Source organism: Methylobacterium gossipiicola, assembly GCF_900113485.1.
In the GTDB taxonomy this organism is placed as follows: domain Bacteria; phylum Pseudomonadota; class Alphaproteobacteria; order Rhizobiales; family Beijerinckiaceae; genus Methylobacterium; species Methylobacterium gossipiicola.
Genome location: NZ_FOPM01000004.1, coordinates 199,053 through 214,741, shown reverse-complemented (window position 1 = coordinate 214,741; position 15,689 = coordinate 199,053). Strand labels below are relative to the sequence as shown.

The 15,689-nt window shown below is 69.4% G+C and carries 13 protein-coding genes; 6 read left to right on the top strand and 7 right to left on the bottom strand.

Translation table 11 applies throughout. From position 1 onward, the window contains the following. Window positions 1–189 precede the first annotated feature (189 nt). Window positions 190–1,527 carry a 30S ribosomal protein S12 methylthiotransferase RimO gene (gene rimO / locus BM249_RS05245; RefSeq protein ID WP_091969648.1) on the top strand — a complete coding sequence of 446 codons (1,338 nt, stop codon included), beginning with the start codon at window positions 190–192 and terminating at the stop codon, window positions 1,525–1,527. Between the two features lie 121 nt (window positions 1,528–1,648). Here rimO and pncA read toward each other — a convergent pair whose 3' ends face one another. The 3 genes from pncA to BM249_RS05230 form a co-directional block, all read right to left on the bottom strand. Further along, on the bottom strand, window positions 1,649–2,275 hold the full coding sequence (gene pncA, locus BM249_RS05240; RefSeq protein WP_091969646.1) for a bifunctional nicotinamidase/pyrazinamidase: 627 nt from the start codon (window positions 2,273–2,275) through the stop codon (window positions 1,649–1,651). Further along, window positions 2,272–3,246: a quinone oxidoreductase family protein gene (locus tag BM249_RS05235; RefSeq protein ID WP_091969644.1), complete on the bottom strand. Its 975-nt coding sequence runs from the start codon at window positions 3,244–3,246 to the stop codon at window positions 2,272–2,274. Before BM249_RS05235 ends, pncA begins: the two co-directional genes overlap by 4 nt. 90 nt (window positions 3,247–3,336) lie before the next feature. After that, window positions 3,337–4,728 carry a GntP family permease gene (locus BM249_RS05230; protein ID WP_091969642.1) on the bottom strand — a complete coding sequence of 464 codons (1,392 nt, stop codon included), beginning with the start codon at window positions 4,726–4,728 and terminating at the stop codon, window positions 3,337–3,339. 209 nt (window positions 4,729–4,937) lie between these two features. Between BM249_RS05230 and BM249_RS05225 the strand changes: the two genes are divergently transcribed. The 3 genes from BM249_RS05225 (at window position 4,938) to hspQ (ending at window position 7,726) form a co-directional block, all read left to right on the top strand. After that, a complete protein-coding gene (locus tag BM249_RS05225; protein ID WP_091969640.1) occupies window positions 4,938–6,128 on the top strand; it encodes an FAD-dependent monooxygenase in 1,191 nt (396 codons plus the stop codon). 106 nt (window positions 6,129–6,234) lie between these two features. Then, window positions 6,235–7,287 (top strand): HpcH/HpaI aldolase/citrate lyase family protein, encoded by a 1,053-nt coding sequence (locus BM249_RS05220; protein WP_091969638.1) that lies wholly within the window; start codon window positions 6,235–6,237, stop codon window positions 7,285–7,287. Window positions 7,288–7,372: 85 nt separating this feature from the next. Next, a complete protein-coding gene (gene hspQ / locus BM249_RS05215; RefSeq protein ID WP_091969636.1) occupies window positions 7,373–7,726 on the top strand; it encodes a heat shock protein HspQ in 354 nt (117 codons plus the stop codon). A gap of 219 nt (window positions 7,727–7,945) precedes the next feature. Here the strand turns inward: hspQ and BM249_RS05210 are convergent, their stop codons facing one another. Beyond that, window positions 7,946–8,719, bottom strand: a complete 774-nt coding sequence (locus BM249_RS05210) for an invasion associated locus B family protein (RefSeq protein ID WP_091969634.1) — start codon at window positions 8,717–8,719, stop codon at window positions 7,946–7,948. A 433-nt stretch (window positions 8,720–9,152) separates the two neighbouring features. On the opposite strand from BM249_RS05210, the gene BM249_RS05205 reads away from it, so the two are divergent. Both BM249_RS05205 and BM249_RS05200 read left to right on the top strand, forming a co-directional pair. After that, window positions 9,153–10,361, top strand: coding sequence for an AMP-binding protein (locus BM249_RS05205; RefSeq protein WP_244528595.1), 1,209 nt, complete (start codon window positions 9,153–9,155; stop codon window positions 10,359–10,361). Between the two features lie 291 nt (window positions 10,362–10,652). After that, window positions 10,653–10,994, top strand: a complete 342-nt coding sequence (locus BM249_RS05200; protein ID WP_091969632.1) for a hypothetical protein — start codon at window positions 10,653–10,655, stop codon at window positions 10,992–10,994. Between the two features lie 254 nt (window positions 10,995–11,248). Here BM249_RS05200 and mfd read toward each other — a convergent pair whose 3' ends face one another. The 3 genes from mfd to BM249_RS05185 form a co-directional block, all read right to left on the bottom strand. Further along, on the bottom strand, window positions 11,249–14,848 hold the full coding sequence (gene mfd / locus BM249_RS05195; RefSeq protein ID WP_091969630.1) for a transcription-repair coupling factor: 3,600 nt from the start codon (window positions 14,846–14,848) through the stop codon (window positions 11,249–11,251). A 102-nt stretch (window positions 14,849–14,950) separates the two neighbouring features. Next, window positions 14,951–15,244 (bottom strand): FAD assembly factor SdhE, encoded by a 294-nt coding sequence (locus BM249_RS05190; protein WP_091969628.1) that lies wholly within the window; start codon window positions 15,242–15,244, stop codon window positions 14,951–14,953. A 46-nt stretch (window positions 15,245–15,290) separates the two neighbouring features. Further along, window positions 15,291–15,554: a CCDC90 family protein gene (locus tag BM249_RS05185; RefSeq protein ID WP_091969626.1), complete on the bottom strand. Its 264-nt coding sequence runs from the start codon at window positions 15,552–15,554 to the stop codon at window positions 15,291–15,293. Between the last annotated feature and the right edge of the window lie 135 nt (window positions 15,555–15,689).

The following is a 15,689-nucleotide window of genomic DNA, read 5'->3' as shown; positions in this document are numbered from 1 at the left end:
GCACGGATTCCAGGCCGTTTTTCGCTTGCCACGGGCGCGCGGGCGAGGAAAGCGATCCGGCTGCATGTGGCCCCCGAATCCGTGAGGCTCGCGTGCCGCGCCGGATGCGGCTATAGATCTGGCAAATCAGCCCGATTTCCACGACTTCCCGCTCGGTCGGCCTTCGTTCGACCGGCCCGACGAGTGCCCATGACCGCATCGCCCCTGTTGCCCCCCAAGGCCGCGCCCAAGATTTCCTTCGTCTCCCTCGGCTGCCCCAAGGCGCTGGTGGATTCCGAGCGCATCCTCACCCACCTGCGGGCCGAGGGCTACGAACTCGCCCGGCGCCACGACGGGGCGGACGTGGTGATCGTCAACACCTGCGGCTTCCTCGATTCGGCCAAGGCCGAATCGCTCTCGGCCATCGGCGAGGCCATGGCGGAGAACGGCCGGGTCATCGTCACGGGCTGCATGGGGGCGCAGCCCGACGAGATCCGCGAAAAGTATCCGAACCTTCTCGCCGTCACCGGCCCGCAGGCCTACGAATCCGTGGTCGCGGCGGTGCACGAGGCGGTGCCCCCGGCCCATGATCCGTTCCTCGATCTCGTGCCGCCGCAGGGGGTGAAGCTCACCCCGCGCCACTATGCTTATCTCAAGATTTCAGAGGGTTGCAACAATCGCTGCACCTTCTGCATCATCCCGAGCTTGCGCGGCGACCTCGTCAGCCGCCCGGCCGGCGACGTGCTGCGCGAGGCCGAGAAGTTGGTCAAAGCCGGCGTCAAGGAACTCCTGGTGGTCTCGCAGGACACCTCCGCCTACGGCGTCGATGTCCGCTACGCCACGAGCCCGTGGCGGGACCGGGAGGTGCGGGCGAAGTTCTATGACCTCGCCGCCGAACTCGGCGAACTCGGGGCCTGGGTGCGGATGCACTACGTCTACCCCTACCCGCACGTGGACGAGGTCATCCCCCTGATGGCCGAGGGCAAGATCCTCCCCTACCTCGACATGCCGCTGCAGCACGCCTCCCCCAGCGTGCTCAAGCGCATGCGCCGCCCCGGCAACCAGGAGAAACAACTCGAGCGCATCCGGCGCTGGCGCGAGATCTGTCCCGATCTCGCCATCCGCTCGACCTTCATCGTCGGCTTCCCCGGCGAGACCGAGGCCGAGTTCGAGGAGCTGCTCGCCTGGATCAAGGAGGCCAAGCTCGAGCGCGTCGGCTGCTTCACCTACGAGCCGGTGAAGGGCGCCACCGCCAACGACCTCGGCGCCGCGGTGCCCCCGGAGGTCCAGGCCGAGCGCAAGCGCCGGTTCATGGAGACGCAGCAGACCGTCTCCGCCCGCCTGCAGAAGGCGCGGGTGGGCAAGCGCCTGCCCGTCATCATCGACGCGGTGGAGGGCGGCGTCGCCAAGGGCCGCTCGAAATACGACGCGCCGGAGATCGATGGAAACGTCCACGTCACGTCCCGCCGCCCGTTGCGCGTCGGCGACATCGTCACCGTGAAGATCGAGCGCGCGGACGCGTATGATCTGTATGGGAGCGCGGTGTAGCGGAAGCTCGCGAGCAGGCCGTCTCCGGCTGATCCATTCGGTCTCTGACCTGCGCGGGTTCCCTTTCCTTTCAGGAGCCTGTCGCGCGTGAGCAAGCCGAGGCAATCGACCGGAGACAGGATCAGGCCGCGATATCCCCGGTGGCGATCCGTTCGACACCGGCCGCCACCATCTCGGCCCAGGCCCTTGCCACTGAGCCGTCCTGGTCGATACCCCGCACCGCATCCGCCACCACCGCGACGGAAAACCCCGCCGCGCGGGCATCGAGGGCGGTCCAGGCCACGCAGTAATCCGTGGCGAGGCCGCACACGACGACACGGGTGAAGCCGCGCTCGCGCAGGTAGCCAGCAAGTCCCGTCGGGGTGCGGTCGGCTTCCACGAAGGCCGAGTAGCTGTCGACGTCCCGGCGGTGCCCTTTGCGGATCACCAGTTCGGCGTGCGTTGCCCGCAGGCCGGGGGCGAGGGCAGCCCCCTCCGTTCCCTGCACGCAATGGTCCGGCCACAGCATCTGGCTGCCATAGGGCCGCGCCACGGCCTCGAACGGCGCCCGGCCGGGATGACTCGTGGCGAACGAGACATGACCCGGCGGGTGCCAGTCCTGGGTCAGCACCACGTGGGCGAACCCTTCGGCGAGGCGGTTGATCGGCGCGATCACCGCATCGCCGTCCGGAACGGCGAGGGCGCCGCCCGGCAGGAAATCGTTCTGAACGTCCACCACCAGCAGGACGTCCCCTGCCCCCGGCCTCACGGGATCATCACCGTGGCGCCCGTGGTTTTGCGGCTGGCGAGATCCGTGTGGACCTGGGGCGCGTCCGCGAGCCGGGCCTGGGCATGGACGGGAATCGTCACCGCGCCGCTCGCCACCACGCCGAACAGGTTCCTGGCCATATCGTCCAGGGTCTCGCGCTTGCCCGCATGTGCGAAGAGCGAGGGCCGGGTGGCGTAGAGCGAGCCCTTCTGGCCGAGGAGCGCCAAGCTGAAATCGTCGACGGGACCCGAGGCCGAACCGAAGCTGACGAAGAGGCCCAGCGGGCTGATGCAATCGAGCGAGGCCGGGAAGGTGTCGCGGCCCACCCCGTCATAGACCACGGGCACGCCCTTGCCGTTGGTGATCTCCTTCACGCGGGCGGCGAAGTCCTCATCGCGGTACAGGATGACGTGGTCGCAGCCGTTGGCGCGGGCGAGTTCCGCCTTCTCCTCGGAGCCCACGGTGCCGATGACCGTGGCACCGAGGTGCTTCGCCCATTGGCAGGCGATGAGGCCGACGCCGCCGGCGGCGGCATGAAACAGGATCGTGTCGCCGGCTTTCACCCGGTACGTCCGGTGCAGGAGATACTCGGCGGTGAGCCCCTTGAGCATCATGGCGGCGGCGGTGGCGTCCTCGACGCCGTCGGCGAGGTGCACGGCGGCGCTCGCCTGGATCACCACCTCCTCCGCATAGGTGCCGGCCGCCGAGCCGTAGGCCACGCGCTCGCCGGGCCGGAAGTCGGTGACGCCCTCGCCCACGGACACCACGGTGCCGGCGCCCTCGTTGCCGGGGGTGAAGGGCAGCTGCGGCACCTTGTAGGCGCCGGAGCGGAAGTAGATGTCGATGAAGTTGACGCCGATGGCGCTCTGGCGGACGTGGATCTGTCCGGGGCCGGGCTCCGGCACCGTGACGTCCTCGTAGCGCATCACCTCGGGGCCGCCGTATTCGTGGACTCGGATCGCCTTCGGCATGGGGCTCGTTCCTCGTGGGCTTAGGTCAGGCTCGACATAGACGGTGGGCGCCATAGGGCAATGGCGCAACCCGCGACCCTCCTCCCCACGTCACACGATCCCGGTGAGGTAGTAGACGCCGATGACGAGGAACACGGCCGAGGTCTTGAGCACCGTGATGGCGAAGATGTCGGCGTAAGCCTGCCGGTGGCTGAGGCCGGTCACGGCCAGCAGCGTGATCACGGCGCCGTTGTGCGGCAGGGTGTCCATGCCGCCGCTCGCCATGGCGGCCACCCGGTGCAGCACCGCCATGGGGATGCCCGCCCCCTCGGCCGCCGCGATGAAGGTGTTCGCCATGGTGGCGAGCGCGATGCTCAGCCCCCCGGAGGCCGAGCCGGTGATGCCGGCCAGCGCCGTCACCGTCACGGCCTCGTTCACCAGGGGATTGGGGATCGCCGAGAGGGCGTCGCGGATCACGAGGAAGCCCGGGAGCGCCGCGATGACCGCGCCGAAACCGTATTCGGAGGCGGTGTTCATGGCCGCCAACAGGGCGCCGGCCACCGCCGCCCGGCTGCCCTCGGCGAAGCCCCGCGACACCGGCCGCCACGCGAAGGCCAGCACCGTGAGGATGCCGGCGATGAGGGCGAGTTCCACGGCCCAGATGGCGGTGACCGAGGCGGTGGTGGTCACGATGGGCTTGTCGAGGCCGGCGAGCACCGTCTCGACCTTCGCGCCGTAGAGGCGCGGGATCGCCGCCGTGAAGGCGAGGTTGGCGAGGCCCACCACCACGAGGGGCAGGAGGGCGACGGCCGGATGCGCGAGGGCGGTGGCCTCCATCGTCGCCGGTTCGTTGGCGTGGCCGGTGCCGTAGCCCTCGCCCCGCCGTTTGGCCGCCGCGATGCGGGCATCGAGGTAGGTGACGCCGGCCGCCAGGATGAAGGCCGCCCCGATGAGACCGAGCCAGGGGGCGGCCCAGGTGTCGGTGCCGAAGAAGGTGGTGGGGATGATGTTCTGGATCTGCGGCGTGCCCGGCAGGGCGTCCATGGTGTAGGAGAAGGCGCCGAGCGCGATGGTGCCGGGGATGAGGCGTTTCGGGATGTCGGAGAGGCGGAACGCCTCGGCCGCGAACGGATAGACCGCGAACACCACGACGAAGAGCGACACGCCGCCATAGGTGAGCAGGTTGCACACGAGTACGATGGAGAGCACGGCGCGGCGCGCGCCCACGAGTTCGATGACGGCCGTGACGATGGCCCGCGAGAAGCCCGACAGCTCGATGACCTTGCCGAACACGGCGCCCAGTAGGAACACGGGCAGGTACAGCTTCACGAAGCCGACCATCTTCTCCATGAACAACCCCGAAAACACCGGCAGCACGGCGGCGGGGTCGGTGAGGAGCACGGCAGCGAGCGCCGCGATGGGGGCGAACAGGATGACGCTGAAGCCGCGATAGGCCACCAGCATGAGAAAGCCGAGGGCGAAGAGCGCGATGGCGAGGGACAAGGGGGATTTCCTCCGCGAGGCGGCATGGGTCGCCCCCCGGATGCTAACCGGCGCTGTTTTCCCGCACCATCGCGTCCCTTGACCGATCCGGCCGGCTCCCTCTGTAAGGCGTGACGGATCGGCCGATCTGTCCCGTTTCGCCGTCTCGTCGGCCCGTTCGCGCAGGAGAACGACCCGTGGCCCCATCGCCCCAGAGTGTTTCGCGCGGCATGCCACCCTTGGCGGTGGCCGTGGTCGGGGCCGGCGCCGCCGGCCTCGGGGCCGCCCTGGCGCTCGCCCGCGACGGCATTCCCACCGCCCTCGTCGGCCGCCACGCCCCCGTGGCGGACGGGCGCACGGTGGCGCTCCTCGACGGCTCCGTGCGGTTCCTGCGGGCCCTCGGCGCCTGGGACGGCATCGCGCCCCATGCCAGCCCGCTGGCCGAACTCCACATCGTCGACGACACCGGCAGCCTGTTCCGGCCGCCGCCCGCCCGCTTCGTCGCCACGGAGATCGGCCTCGACGCCTTCGGCTGGAACGTCGAGAGCGCGCGCCTCGTCGAGAGCCTGCGGGTGCAGGCCCGTTCCGCGTCAAATCTCACCCTGTTCGAGAGCGACGCCAGCGCGGCCGAGTTCGGCGCGGACGCCGTCGACCTGACGCTGGGCGACGGCACGCGCCTCTCCGCCCGCCTCGCGGTGGGGGCCGACGGTGCCCGCTCGAAGCTGCGCGAAGCCGCCGGTCTGGTTCCGCGCGAATGGTCCTACCCCCAGGCCGCCCTCACGACGATCCTGGCCCATACCCGGCCGCACCGGGACGTCTCGACGGAATTCCACACCCGTGAAGGACCGTTCACCCTGGTGCCCCTGCCCGGCGGGCATCGCTCCAGCCTCGTCTGGGTCATGGATGCGGCCCGCGCCGAGACCATGGCCGCCCAGGACGACGCGGCCCTGGCCCGCGCCGTCGAGACCCGAGCGCAGGCGATGCTCGGGGCCATGCGCCTCGACGGGCCGCGCGGCCTCGTGCCCATGCGCGGCCTTTCCCTGCCGAGCCCCGTCGCCACCCGCCTCGCCCTCGTGGGCGAAGCGGCCCACCTCTTCCCGCCCATCGGCGCCCAGGGCCTCAACCTCGGTCTTCGCGATGCGGCCGCCCTGCGGGACGCCGTCGTGGCGTCGATGGCGGATGGCCGCGACCCGGGTTCCCGGGCCGCATTGGCGGGTTTTGCCCGGTCGCGGAGCCGCGACGCGCGCCTGCGGACGCTGGCGGTGGACACCCTCAACCGCAGCCTTCTCACGGGCTTTCTGCCCGTCGACGTCCTGCGGGGCCTCGGGCTTCTGGCCATGACGACCATCGCCCCGCTGCGCCGGATCGTCATGCGCGAGGGCGTGGTGCCGCGTCTCGGCGCGCCGAGCCTCATGCGCTGAGGCGCGACCGGCGGTTCGATCCGTCCGTCCACCTTTACGACGGGGACGGTCTTGGACTAACCGCCGGACGGGACCACGCCATGAGAAACCGGAACCGGAGACCTCGATGAAACTGCCCCGCCGCTTCTTCCAGCCCCTCGCCACCGGCGCGCCGGCTCCGTTCCGCGAGCTTCCGGTCAAGCTCGAGCGGATGATTCACTTCGTGCCGCCGCACAACGACAAGGTCCGCGCCCGCGTGCCCGAACTCGCGGCTACCGTCGACGTGGTTCTGGGCAACCTCGAGGACGCGGTGCCCGTCGACCAGAAGGAGGCGGCGCGCAAGGGCTTCGTCGCCATGGCGCAGGCGACCGACTTCGCCGCCTCCGGCACCGGCCTGTGGACCCGCATCAACGCCCTGAACAGCCCTTGGATTCTCGACGACCTGTTCGAGATCGTCTCGCAGGTGGGCGACAAGCTCGATGTGGTGATGGTGCCCAAGGTCGAGGGGCCGTGGGACATCCACTACATCGACCAGCTCCTCGCTCAGCTCGAGGCGAAGCACGGGGTCAAGAAGCCCATCCTCGTCCACGCCATCCTGGAGACGGCCGAGGGGGTCGCCAACGTCGACGCCATCGCCTCCGCCTCGCCGCGCATGCACGGCATGAGCCTCGGCCCCGCCGATCTCGCGGCCTCGCGCGGCATGAAGACCACCCGCGTCGGCGGCGGCCATCCCGATTACCGCGTCATCGCCGACCCGACGCAGGACGGCGCCGCCCGGGCGAGCGCCCAGCAGGATCTGTGGCACTACACCATCGCCAAGATGGTCGATGCCTGCATGGCCAACGGCCTCAAGGCGTTCTACGGCCCGTTCGGCGACTTCTCCGACGGCGACGCCTGCGAGGCCCAGTTCCGCAACGCCTTCCTCATGGGCTGCGCCGGCGCCTGGACGCTCCATCCCAATCAGGTCGCCATCGCCAAGCGCGTCTTCGCGCCGGACCCGGCCGAGGTCGCCTTCGCGGTGCGCATCGTCGAGGCGATGCCCGACGGCACCGGTGCGGTGATGCTCGACGGCAAGATGCAGGACGACGCCACCTGGAAGCAGGCCAAGGTCATCGTCGACCTCGCCCGCCTCGTCGCCGAGAAGGACCCGGAGCTCGCCAAGACCTACGGTCTGAAGTGAGCCGCGGGGCTTGAGATGAACGGCGCTTGTCGTCGGCGGCCTCACCGTCGATGACAAGCGCATCGGCGCGGCCTATCTGGCAGGGATGAGCGATACGACATCCACCGCCACGACCATGAGAACCGCGAAGTTCGGCTTGGGCGCCGTGGTCCGGCACCGAATCTACCCGTTCCGCGGCATCGTGTTCGACGTCGATCCGGTGTTCGACAACACCGAGGAATGGTGGCTGGCGATCCCCGAGGAGATGCGCCCGCGCAAGGACCAGCCGTTCTACCACCTGTTCGCCGAGAACGCCGAGAGCGAGTACGTCGCCTACGTCTCCGAACAGAACCTCGTTCCCGACACCTCCGGCGAAGCCCTGCGCCACACGGGCATCGCCGACCTGTTCGAGCGTGATGCGGAAGGCGTCTACCGGCTGCGCACCTCCCCGGCGAACTGAACCCGCTTCTCGTGCTGTGACGCAATCACTTCGTTCATGCGCCAGAGCACGAGGCTTTTGTTTTTGCATCAATTTTCCCAGCACGGTTGAAGCCTCCGTCTGGATCGATGCACTAGGAACACGAAAGGCCGGGCGATCCTTCGCCCGGCCTTCGTCGTTTCGGAGCCGTGTTTCGGAGCCGTGGCGGATCGCGGACGCGCCGCGATCCGCGTCAAGTCATCAGGGCTTGGGCGGCGTGGCCGGGGTGGCCGCCGGGGCGGCGCCACCGGCCGCGTTCTGCTGCTCGAGCTTCTTGCGCATATCGTCGCTACGCTTCTCCAGCTCGGACTGGAGCTTCTTCTGCTGCTCTTCCAGCACCTTCGGGTCGATGGCCGGGCCGTCGAAGGCCTTGCCGAAGCCGGCGAGCGGCACCGCGAAGGTGACTTCGCGCTGGGTCTGGTTCTGGACGCTGACGTTGAGGGTGGTGCCCTTCTTCATCGCGTTGACGAGGTCGTTGCTCACGCCGCCGGCCTCGGCGAAGCAGCCATTGGGGAAGCAGACGGCGAACTTGCCCGCCGTCGCTTGCTGACCGTCGACGGTGAAGCGGATGCCGGGCTGCAGCAGCAGGCCGAGGGGCAGCAGGTAGCGCACCACGCGCACGTTCTGCTGGGCGTTCTTCATGTCGTAGACGGCCACCGCGAGGACGGGCTGGCCCTGGTCGGAAACGAAGTCGCGGGTGGTGTAGCAGACGTCCGTGGCGCTCGCCTGATCCTTGCCGCAGACCTTCGTCCACTCGGCCTGGGACGGCTCGGACTTCACGTTGACCGTCTGAGGGCCGTTCTGCTGCTGGGCCATGCCGCCCGCCGCCGGGGCGGCGGGCGCGGCCGGAGCGGGCGCCGCAGGAGCCGGGGCCGCCTTGCCCTTGGGCTGCGCGAAGGCCGGTCCAGCGAGGCCCGCCAGGGCAAGGAACGCGGCGATGCGCAGCGGGCGCGCGGAACGGTTGGCGAAGGACATCAGGTCTGACCCCTTGAAATTCAACGAACTTGGCGTCGCGTGAGCGGGCGAAGGTCTGTGTCGCGGTCCCGCGGTCGGGATTCCGGCCCATCGCCCCGCGTCGGGGCATCGGGAGCGTGCCCGCCTCGCCCGAACGATTGCGCGGCCTGCTTTCCTTCCGAATGCGGCGAAGACATGACACCCGCCCCGTTCCGGCGTGTCTTCGGTTCGGGAGCGCGCCCGGTTTAAGACCTGTTTAACCCTAAGCCTTCATGAAGGAGGGGCAGCGGGAGTACAGGCGCACGTGTCGGCGCAGCAAGCCATCTCACCCCCCCCATCGGGCTTTGCCATCGAGGCCACACGGCCTCGCTCGCCGGCCTCGCCTCGTTCCGTCCCGGTCGGCCGCGCCGGCCCGGCCACGGGATCCCCGGCGCCCGAGGCGCCCGGCCTTCCCTTGCGGGCGCAGCGGCTGTCCACCCTTCTGGCCGCCACGGCCCAGGTCGATCCGCACCGCATCGCCCTCGTCGATCCGCTGGGTAAGCCCGGATGGAGCGGCCGGCCGGCCATCGTCTGGACCTACGGGACGGCGGCCGAGATCGTGGCCCGCCTCGCCGACGGCCTGCACGGCTGGCGCCTGCCGGCGGAGAGCCGGATCGGACTCGCCGCCCAGGACGGTGTCGAGGGCGCCCTCGCCTTCCTCGCCGTGGAGGCGGCCGGGCATATCCCGGTCCTGCTGCCCGCCCTCTTCAACGAGGATGACCTCGTCACCGCCGTCCAAGCCGCCGGCATCAGCGCCGTCCTGACCCAATCCCGCTTCGGCCAAGCCCGTCCGGCCGAGCGGATGTGCCGGGTCGCCGCGCGCTATTTCGGCCTGCGCTACCTCGGAGCCTTCGGACCGGGCGTGCCGGACGGGGTGATCAAGCTCGACGCCATGGTGGTCGAGCAGCGCCGACGCAATCCCGCCCCGGGACCGGGGGGCGTCGTCACCTTCGCGGGCGGCGATCCCGCCCGGCCGATGCACCGCTCCTCCGAGGCCCTCGCGGCGGCCATCGCCGCCCATTGCGTCTCCGCTCGGATGTCGCCCGGCGACCGCCTGCTCACGCTCCTGCCCGGCAGCGACCTGCGCGGCCTCGTCACGGGCCTCGGCGCCGCCCTCATGGCGGGCGTGGCCTTCGAGCCCCTGCCGGTCTTCGACGCCGTTCGGTTCGCCGAAGCCCTGGCGCGACCGGTGACGACCCATCTCGTGGTGCCGGCGGCCTTGGAAGCCAACCTCGCCGCCAGCCGCCTGCCCGCGACCCTGGCGAGCATCGTCCTGGCTCACCGCGCCCCGTCGCGCCTGCCGCCGCACCGTCTGCCATCGCGCGCAGAGGGCGCCACGGTGATCGACGTGATCGCCTTCGAGGAGACGGCCCTTCTCACGGGGGCGCGGCCCGACGGCGACGTCGCCCTCGCCCTGGCGGCGCCCGAGCGGGTCAACCCCCTCTCGACCCTCATGAACCTGCGCCGGGATCCCGAAGGCGCCCTCGCCTTTCGCGGCCGCGCCTGTCACGCCGGCGCACTGCAACGCGGCATTCCGCAGCCGGAGTTTTCCGACGAATGGCTGTCCTCGCCTTTCCGCAGCCTCGTCGAGGGCGACCGCGCCACGGAGGTCGTCCGCGCCTGACCCCGCGCGGTGGCCCGATCGGTCTCGGAGCGGCCGATGATCGTCACAAATTCAACATTCGTTCGCAGCGTCGTTATCGAATCATCCCGGAATTTTGAAACTGTCGCTTCCTGAGTGGTTTGGCTTCGTTTTTTGATAGACTGCATCAGCGACGAGGATCGGTTGGATCGCCGAAGCAGGGGGTATTTATTAAAAAAATCCTAATTTCGCGTCGGCGAACCAAATCCGCGCGTGTGTGTTGTCACACGGGTCCCTTCCCAAGGGACGAGGGATGGATTACCGCTGACGCTCATGGGTGCGCTGCAACAGATTCTCGTTGTCGATGATGGCCACCGCGCCGTCGACCGTTCGCTGGCCGCAGAGCTCGCCGAACTCGGTTATGCCAGTGTCACGGCCTCCCTCGAGGCCGCTCCGGATGTGCTGGCCGTCATTGCCCGCCCCGCCGCCGTCCTGCTCCAAGCCTCGTCTCGCGATCCCGCCTACGCCATGTTGTCCGAGCGCCTGTGCGACCAGATGCGGTCCGCCGGGATTCCCGTCATCGTCGTCGACCACGTGATGGCCGGCCGCGTCGGAACGCGCATCGATCTGCAGAGCGAGATCGGCCCCTACGTTCTCAACGAGCCCGATCTGTAGGACATCGTTCGCCCAAGCGGAGGCCGGTTCCGCGAAAAAGGTAATTTCTCAAGGCGATCGGGCGTTTTCGTGATCCGAGGATCATGGCAAACGCGCACGCACCTTTCCGGCGGCTTCATCGCACCGGGCGGGTTGAAGAACCGTCGATGCCCCTGGCCGTAACACGCGGCGGTGTCTCAGGAAATCGAGCCCGATGGGCGCGCTCGCGGGCGCGCCCTTTTCGTATCCAGGGTTCCATTCTCGGGTTGTCCGGCTCAGGCCGCCTTGGCCTTCTTGGCGCGGGCGATCTTCGAGAGTTCCCGCAGGATCGCAGTGGTGATCTGCAGGCGCTCGGGGATGGAATCGAGCTCGCGGATGAACACGATGCTCATGTCCGGGCGCACCTTGGCGAAGGAGGCCTGACCGGCGACGAAGGACACCAGCCCCTGCGGATTGGCGAACGACCGATCGCGGAAATGGATCACCACGCCCTTCGGGCCGGCCTCGACCTTCTCGACGTTGCAGTCGCGGCACAGGATCTTGATGGTGACGATCTTGAGGAGCTGCTCCACCTCCGGCGGCAGCGGCCCGAACCGGTCGATGAGCTCGGCCCCGAAGCTCTCCATCTCGGCATCGTTCTCGAGGGTCGAGAGCCGGCGATAGAGACCGAGGCGCACGGTGAGATCCTCGACGTAATGCTCGGGGATCGTCACCGGGGCACCCAGCGCGATGGTGGGGGACCACGCCTCCTCCACGGGCTCCTCGATGCCGGCCTTCAAGGCCGTCACGGCGTCTTCCAGCATCTGCTGGTAGAGTTCGTAGCCGACCTCCTTGATGTGGCCGGATTGCGCATCGCCGAGCAGGTTGCCGGCGCCGCGGATGTCGAGGTCGTGGCTCGCCAGCTGGAAGCCGGCGCCGAGGGTGTCGAGGGTTTGGAGCACGCCGAGGCGCTTCTCCGCCTGCACCGTGAGGGTGCGATTGGCCGGCGTCGTGAACAGGGCGTAGGCCCGGGCCTTGGCGCGCCCGACGCGGCCGCGCAACTGATACAGCTGCGCGAGGCCGAACATGTCGGCCCGGTGGACGATGAGGGTGTTGGCGGTGGGGATGTCGAGGCCCGATTCCACGATGGTGGTGGAGAGCAGCACGTCGAACTTGCCCTCATAGAAGGCCGTCATCACGTCCTCGAGCTGCCCCGCCGCCATCTGACCGTGGGCGACGGCGACCTTGATCTCCGGCATCTCGGTGTCGAGGAAGCGCTTCACGTCCGCCAGATCCTCGATTCGGGGCACGACGTAGAACGACTGGCCGCCGCGATAGCGCTCGCGCAGCAGGGCTTCGCGGATGAGGAGCGGATCGAATGGCGTCACGGAACTGCGCACGGCGAGGCGGTCCACCGGCGGCGTCGCGATGATCGAGAGCTCGCGCACCCCCGTCATGGCGAGCTGCAGGGTGCGGGGGATCGGGGTCGCCGACAGGGTGAGCACGTGGACATCCGCCTGAAGCGCCTTGAGGCGCTCCTTGTGGGCCACGCCGAAATGCTGCTCCTCGTCGACGATGATGAGGCCGAGATCCTTGAAGGTGATGTTCTTGGCGAGCAAGGCATGGGTGCCGACGACGATGTCGACGGTGCCGGCGGCGATGCCGGCCCGGTTCTGCTTCATCTCGGCGGCGGGCACGAAGCGCGAGAGCTGCGCGACGTTGACGGGCAGTCCCTTGAATCGCTCGGCGAAGGTGCGGAAATGCTGGCGCGCCAGGAGGGTGGTGGGCACCACCACGGCGACCTGCTTGCCGCCCATGGCGCCCGCGAAGGCGGCGCGCAGGGCCACCTCGGTCTTGCCGAAGCCGACATCGCCGCAGACGAGGCGGTCCATGGGCCGGCCGGCATTGAGGTCGGTGAGCACCGCGTCGATGGCGTTGGCCTGATCCTCGGTCTCGTTGAAGGCGAAGCGCGCGGCGAACTCGCCGTAGAGGCCCTCGGGGGCTGCGAGGCGCGGGGCCTGGCGCACGAAGCGCTCGGCCGCGACCTTGATGAGCTGCCCCGCCATCTCGAGGATGCGCTTCTTCATCTTGGCCTTGCGGGCCTGCCAGGCGCCGCCGCCGAGGCGGTCGAGGGCGACCTCCGCGTCCTCCGAGCCGTAGCGCGTCAGGAGTTCGATGTTCTCGACCGGCAGGAGCAGCAGGCCCCCGGCATACTGGATCTCGAGGCAATCGTGGGGGGCGCCCGCCGCCGTCACGGTCTTCAGGCCGACGAACCGGCCGATGCCGTGATCGGCATGGACCACGAGGTCGCCGGGCTGGAGCGCCTGGACTTCGAGGATGATGTCCTGCGGGCGCTTGGCCTTGCGCTTCTGGCGCACGAGCCGGTCGCCGAGGATGTCGCCCTCGGAGATCACCGCGAGCTTGTCGACCACGAACCCGGATTCGAGGCCCCAGACGGCGATCGCCACGTCGCTGCCGCGCTTGAGCGCGTTCACCGCCGGGAGGGTGTTGATGGCGATGGGCTTCTTCAACCCGTGGTCGCCCAGCACGCTGCACAGGCGGTCGCGCGACCCGTCGGACCAGGAGCCGAGGATGACGTGGTGGCCCGAGGCCTGGAGATCCTTCACGTGGGCCACGGCGGCGTCGAACACGCTGGCGGATTCGTCCGCGCGCTCGGGGGCGAAGCTGCGCCCGGCGCGGGCCTCGCAATCGATGGTCAGGCGCTCGGGGCTCTCCGGCACGGAGAACGGCGAGAGGCGAGCCACGGCCGCCCCCGCCACCCGGTCGCGCCACTCGTTCGGGGTCAGGTAGAGGGCCGAGGGCTTGAGCGGCTTGTAGGGCGCGACTCCGGGGGACGGGGTCTTCATCGCCTCGGCGCGGGCATCGTAATAGTCGCGGATGAGGGTGAGGCGCTCGCCCGCCGCCTCGTCGACCTGCGCGTCGAACACCATCGGCACGCCGGCGACGTAGTCGAACAGGGTGTCGAGGTGGTCGTAGAACAGGGGCATCCAGTGTTCGAGGCCGGCATAGCGCCGGCCCTCGCTGATGGTCTCGTAGAGCCGGTCGTCGCGGGTCGCGGCGCCGAAGCTCGCAATGTAGCCCTGGCGGAAGCGCCGGATGGTCTCCGTGGTGAGCTGCACCTCGCTCATGGGCACGAGGTCGAGGGAGCGCAGCTGCCCGATGGTGCGCTGGGTCTCGGGATCGAAGGCGCGGATCGACTCGAGGGTGTCGCCGAAGAAGTCGAGGCGGATGGGGTTGGGTAGGCCCGGCGGCGACAGATCGAGGATGCCGCCCCGCACGGCGTACTCGCCGGTGTCGCGCACGGTGCCGGTGCGCAGAAAGCCGTTGGCCTCGACCCAGGCGGTGACCCCATCCATGGGCACCACGTTGCCGATGGCGGCCGAGAAGGTCTCGACGGCGATTTTTTCTCGCGGGGGGACGCGCTGAATCAGGGCGTTGACGGTGGTGCAGAGGATGCGCGGCTGCTCCTCCGACGAGCGCGAGCGGGCGAGGCGCGACAGGGCGGTCATGCGCTGGGCCGCGAGGGCGGAATTCGGCGAGACCCGGTCGTAGGGCTGGCAATCCCAGGCCGGCACCGTCATCGCCTCGATCTCGGGGGCGACGAACTTCAGGGCGCTGGCGAAGGCGGCGGCGCGCCCGGAATCGCGGGCGACGTGGACAAGGACCGCCGGCCCCTCGAAGCCGCGGCTGAGCGCCCGGGCCAGATCCGCCACCACGACGGCGTCGAACCCCTCCGGCACGTTGGCGAGCGTCGGGCTCTCGCCACGCTTGAGCGCCTCGAGCGCCCGGGCGAGGGGCCCGGATTTCGGCAGGGCGAAGCGCGCCACGGGGGTCTTCGCGGCGGGCGCGGGGGCTTTGGGCTGGGGCTTGGCCATCGGGTCGGGGTTTTGAACTCGTTCGGTGGACGACGCGCACCGTGCCCTCGCCCTTCACGGAGGGGCGAGGGTGAAAGGGCTGATCCTTGCGGCGCGTCGGCGCTAATGAATCGGCGCGTCGTGCTTATGGAACGCCTTGAGGCGGCGGTACACCGGGGTATCGTAGTTCTGCGGCGTCTCGTCCTCGCCCGTGAGCCAGCGGAACAGGTCGCGGTCGGGCACTTCGATGAGGGCTTCGAACAGGGTCAGCTCCTCGTCCGTCAGGGTGCCGATCTCGGCATCGGCGAAACGCCCCATGATCAGGTCCATCTCGCGGATGCCGCGATGCCAGGCGCGGAACAGGGTGCGGCGGCGACGCGGATCGAGGTCCGCGCTGGTGCGGGTGGTGCCGGACATGGTGCGTCCTGTGATGCTGTGATCAGGGGATAATGGGATCTTAGGATCAGTGGAGACCCCGCGCCAGGGTGACGATGGCACCCACGATCACGATGGTCTGGAAACCGATGGCCGACAAAACCCATTTCAAGATATCGTATTTCGCCTCGGCGATCTCGGTCTTGAGGTCCGCCTTCGTCACCAGCACGGACAGGTCGGTGTCCCGCGCCTCTCGGATGACGCCCGTCACGGCTTCCGCCTGATCGTCCGAAAAGCCCGCCGCCTTCAGTTTTCGCGCGATGGCGAGGGTGTCGAGAGCGGTGGCGGCCATGACGGGTACGCTGGAATCCTGTGCTCCGATCCGGTGCGCGGATCGGCGCTTTCGAATATGGCCCATTCCCTCGGCGTTGCAACGCCGTGCCGCCTCTCCGGGGCGTTGCCGTGTTCCGGCTCGGCGCCTATGGGC

Excerpts from the sequence above, each read along its gene's own strand:
- rimO (WP_091969648.1), top strand. The coding sequence starts at position 190 with ATGACCGCATCGCCCCTGTTGCCCCCCAAGGCCGCGCCCAAGATTTCC.
- BM249_RS05235 (WP_091969644.1), bottom strand. The coding sequence starts at position 3,246 with ATGCCGAAGGCGATCCGAGTCCACGAATACGGCGGCCCCGAGGTGATG.
- BM249_RS05225 (WP_091969640.1), top strand. The coding sequence starts at position 4,938 with ATGCCACCCTTGGCGGTGGCCGTGGTCGGGGCCGGCGCCGCCGGCCTC.
- BM249_RS05220 (WP_091969638.1), top strand. The coding sequence starts at position 6,235 with ATGAAACTGCCCCGCCGCTTCTTCCAGCCCCTCGCCACCGGCGCGCCG.
- hspQ (WP_091969636.1), top strand. The coding sequence starts at position 7,373 with ATGAGCGATACGACATCCACCGCCACGACCATGAGAACCGCGAAGTTC.
- BM249_RS05210 (WP_091969634.1), bottom strand. The coding sequence starts at position 8,719 with ATGTCCTTCGCCAACCGTTCCGCGCGCCCGCTGCGCATCGCCGCGTTC.
- BM249_RS05200 (WP_091969632.1), top strand. The coding sequence starts at position 10,653 with ATGGGTGCGCTGCAACAGATTCTCGTTGTCGATGATGGCCACCGCGCC.
- mfd (WP_091969630.1), bottom strand. The coding sequence starts at position 14,848 with ATGGCCAAGCCCCAGCCCAAAGCCCCCGCGCCCGCCGCGAAGACCCCC.
- BM249_RS05190 (WP_091969628.1), bottom strand. The coding sequence starts at position 15,244 with ATGTCCGGCACCACCCGCACCAGCGCGGACCTCGATCCGCGTCGCCGC.
- BM249_RS05185 (WP_091969626.1), bottom strand. The coding sequence starts at position 15,554 with ATGGCCGCCACCGCTCTCGACACCCTCGCCATCGCGCGAAAACTGAAG.